General features: G+C 74.6%; 2 protein-coding genes and 1 pseudogene. 2 read left to right on the forward strand and 1 reads right to left on the reverse strand.

Features of this window, described 5'->3' with window-relative positions; translation table 11 throughout:
• Positions 1-617 precede the first annotated feature (617 nt).
• Positions 618-1754, reverse strand: coding sequence for a hypothetical protein (locus tag ACSNOK_RS31765; protein ID WP_436784255.1), 1137 nt, complete (start codon positions 1752-1754; stop codon positions 618-620).
• 633 nt (positions 1755-2387) lie between these two features.
• Here ACSNOK_RS31765 and ACSNOK_RS31770 point away from each other — a divergent pair.
• Together ACSNOK_RS31770 and ACSNOK_RS31775 are read left to right on the forward strand one after the other, a co-directional pair.
• Positions 2388-2939, forward strand: coding sequence for a hypothetical protein (locus ACSNOK_RS31770; protein WP_436784256.1), 552 nt, complete (start codon positions 2388-2390; stop codon positions 2937-2939).
• Between the two features lie 143 nt (positions 2940-3082).
• Positions 3083-3542, forward strand: a pseudogene (locus ACSNOK_RS31775) (N-acetyl-gamma-glutamyl-phosphate reductase); the annotation flags it as partial.

Genomic DNA, 3542 nt, shown 5'->3' on the forward strand with positions numbered 1-3542 from the left:
ATAAGAGACAGGCCACTCCATGCGGGCCCTTGACCGCGCCCCCGCCCTCCGCCTTCCGGCCTGCCGGCAGCGGCGGAGGGCCAGGACGGTGGCCCCGCGCGGCTCCGAGAACTCCGCCTCACGGTGGCCCTCCCGGCAGCTCCCGCCCGCCGAGCAGCGCCACGTCCCCTCCACCCGGACCTCCTACACCCGGATCCGCGCGAACACGCAGAGCCCGGACGGGCTGGCGCCACCCCCCGAGCGTCGCGAGCGGCATCGGCACTGACCTCCACCACCACACAGGGCCCACCAGGGCCACCTCCAACGTCCCCGAGAGCGCCAGAGAAGCGGCCCCTGCGGTGACCTCAGCAGCCCGCTGGGCGTCGGCGGTGGGCGGTCGGGCCGCGAGGGCGAGGTTGTGCACGTGGGGTGGGCGCGTTCGTCGTGCCCAGTGACCGGGCGGCACCGTCCGGCCGAGCCGATCGGCCGGAGGTCCTCAGCAGCCGCACCCCAGGGACTCCGCGGCGTCACGGGTGACTTGGAGCAGTGCGAGTGCGGCGATGACGTCGTCCGCACGGTTCTCAGGCGTGCCGGTCATACCCCTGGCGGCGCCGGAGCGGCGAGCGTGCCGCGCCGGGTCACCACTCCACGATGACGGCCCCGTCACAGCCCTTGGAGCCGGTGTTCCCGTGGTCTCCGGCGTCGCCCGCGTAACCGTCCCGCGCGTCGAGTTCCTTCGTGCTCCCCGCGCCGCCACCGCCGCCTGCGCCGCCGGCCGGGCCCCGGGCGCCGTCGCCGCCGCAGCCGTAGTGGCGGCCGGCCGCTCCCTTGCCGCCCTTGCCGCCCGCACCGCCCCGGCCGCCGTCGTACGACGAGCCTCCGCTGCCGTCGTGGCCGGAGCCGCCCGCCTTGCCGGCCGCTCCGGAGCCGCCCGCCCCGCCCGCACTGCCGGCCGTCCGCTGGACGGGGATTCCGGCGCAGACGGTCTCCTCCAGACTGCCTCCGGTCCCCGCGCCGCCCCCGGCACCGCCGCTGCCGCCGGGACCCCTCTTGCCCGAGGCGCCCTTGCTGGTACGGCCGCTGTCCCCGCCCTCACCTCCGTTGGGGGACGTGCCGGCGTGCCCGACGCCGCCGTGCCGCCCGCCCGACGCCCGTGCCACCACATTCCCGGACACGTAGACCTCGGTGGCGCCCGGCTGGTAGGCGGGTGCCGCACCCGCGCCACCGCGGGTGCCTGCCTTGCCCTGGGTGCCGCCGCCGAAGATGGTGCCCGCCCCCTCGCCGCCGCGCCCGCCGGCGCCCGGAGCCGCGTGGGCGCTCGGAAGGGGCCTCGCCGCTCCGGTCACGACGGCGAACGTCCGGGACTTCTCGACGGGGATCAGGCACTTGATGTAGGCGCCCGCGCCTCCGCCGCCGCCTCCGCCCGTACCGCCGGCCGAGCCGCCTCCCGCTCCGCCGCCTCCGCCGGCCGCGCCGCCGCCTCCGCCGCCGCTGCCACCCGTCCCGCCGTCCGTGCCGCCGCCGTCCCCGCCGGCCCCCCACAGCGACACCGTGATGTGGGTGACTCCCTTGGGAACGGTGAGACCATCGAGGAAGCGGGGCTTGTCGAACACCTTCTTGCCGTGGGGAGTCGCGGCGTCGGCCGGCTGGGGGCTGCCGAGGCTGCCGGCGGCCAGGCCGGCGAGGGCCAGCAGGCAGGCCGTCCATGTGCCCGGACGAATGCGCCGCGTCGGTCGGGGCGCGCGAGCGCCGGCGGAGGGGGTGGCGTCGGACATGATCGGCTCCTATGTCGAACAGGGCGGACGGGACGGTGGTGACGCACACTGCCGGGCGTCCGAGACGGACCACCGGGACGACGGCGGGGGAAGAGCCGAGCCGTGTCAGCGGCTGGACGGCGCCGATCCCCCATCGGCCGCACGGCCCTCCCGGGGGAGGCGGACAAGGACTATCGGCGTGATGAACTGCCGGTCAAACGATCCGACCGAAAGCAGCCCCCGGTATCCGCTCACTCGCACGTGGGGCGAACAAGTGGCTCAGGGGTCACGAGCTGTTCGGGACCCTGGGCGGCGCCCTCCGGTCACTGATGGCGCTGCGAAGCCCGCCGGTCGGGGGCGTTTGAACACCGGCGGTTGACCTCGCGTCGGCGGATTGGGTCGGGGGTCTTCGGCCATGCGCGGCCACTCGTCAGAACAGGGAGCCCTGGCGCCGAAGTTGACGCACGGCGGCGCCGCGGATGCCGTCCGGCGCGGCGCCTCCGGCCGATCTCGCCGCCGGCCGGCGGGCCGAGCGCGACGGCGACCTCGCCGCCCTCGACACGGCAGACCCCGGCTTGAGGGGCCCGCTCGGTCCGCTGACGGCGTGATCCCGGCCCGGCCGCTCCGGGCGTGGGCGCCGATAGTGTCCGTTCCATGATCACTCTCGATGCGCTCGTCCGCCTCTGCCCGCCGCCGACCGATCCGCCACCCCCAGTGGACTGGGAGAAGGCCGAGCGCGCTCTCGGTACCGCGCTGCCCGCCGACTACAAGCGACTCGTCGAGACGTACGGCGCCGGCCTCTTCGACGACACGATCTGGCTGCTCGCCCCCGACTCCGCCCACGCCGACTGCGACCTGCACGCGCAGACGAGGGAACGGGACGAGATCCTGCCCGCCCTGTGGAAGTTCGAGGAAAAGCCGGCCTGCCTGCGGGAGGCGGGGGCGAGGGTCCTGCCGTGGGCATTCGAGGAGGGCACGGGAGCGTTCCTGTACTGGCTGGTGCGACCCGGTCGGCACCCCGACGACTGGACGGTGCTCTATAACGAAGGCCGCGGCCCCCTGTGGGAACACCACGACACGGGATGCCTTGCCTTCGTACTGGCGGTGCTCACCGGCACGGCGGAAACGGACTACTTCTGCCGGCTCTACGAGGAGCCGAAGCCGACAGAACACCGCTTCGTGCCGGCCGGCCGGATCCTCGGCTGACCGGGCGGGGCGAGACTGCCGGCCGTCCTCGACGACCTCGCCGCGTAACCGCTCGGTCACAACGTTCGAGGGGCACCTACCGCCCCTATTGCATAAATCTTCGCCTGTTCGTATAGTCATGCCATCACTGAGGAGGGACCCCGATGGCAATACGAGCGGCAGTGGCCGGAGCGAGTGGGTACGCGGGCGGCGAAGTGCTGCGTCTGCTGCTCGGGCACCCGCGCGTCGAGATCGGCGCGCTCACCGGCAACAGCAGCGCCGGGCAGCCGCTCGGGGAGCTGCAACCGCACCTCCCGGCCCTCGCGGACCGCGTGGTCGAGCCGACCACGGCCGAGGCGCTCGCCGGTCATGACGTCGTCTTCCTGGCGCTGCCGCACGGGCAGTCGGCCGCGCTGGCCGAGCGGCTGGGCGAGGACGTGCTGGTCGTCGACTGTGGTGCGGATTTCCGGTTGCGGGACGCGGGGGAGTGGGAGCGGTTCTACGGTTCGCCGCATGCCGGGACGTGGCCGTATGGGTTGCCGGAGTTGCCTGGTGGGCGGGCTGGGTTGGCGGGGGCGCGGCGGGTGGCGGTGCCGGGGTGTTATCCGACGGCGGTGTCGTTGG

Source organism: Streptomyces sp. URMC 126 (assembly GCF_051386555.1).
In the GTDB taxonomy this organism is placed as follows: Bacteria; Actinomycetota; Actinomycetes; order Streptomycetales; family Streptomycetaceae; genus Streptomyces.

Coding starts and splice junctions, on each gene's coding strand:
- ACSNOK_RS31765 (WP_436784255.1), bottom strand. CDS start 1,754: ATGTCCGACGCCACCCCCTCCGCCGGCGCTCGCGCGCCCCGACCGACG.
- ACSNOK_RS31770 (WP_436784256.1), top strand. CDS start 2,388: ATGATCACTCTCGATGCGCTCGTCCGCCTCTGCCCGCCGCCGACCGAT.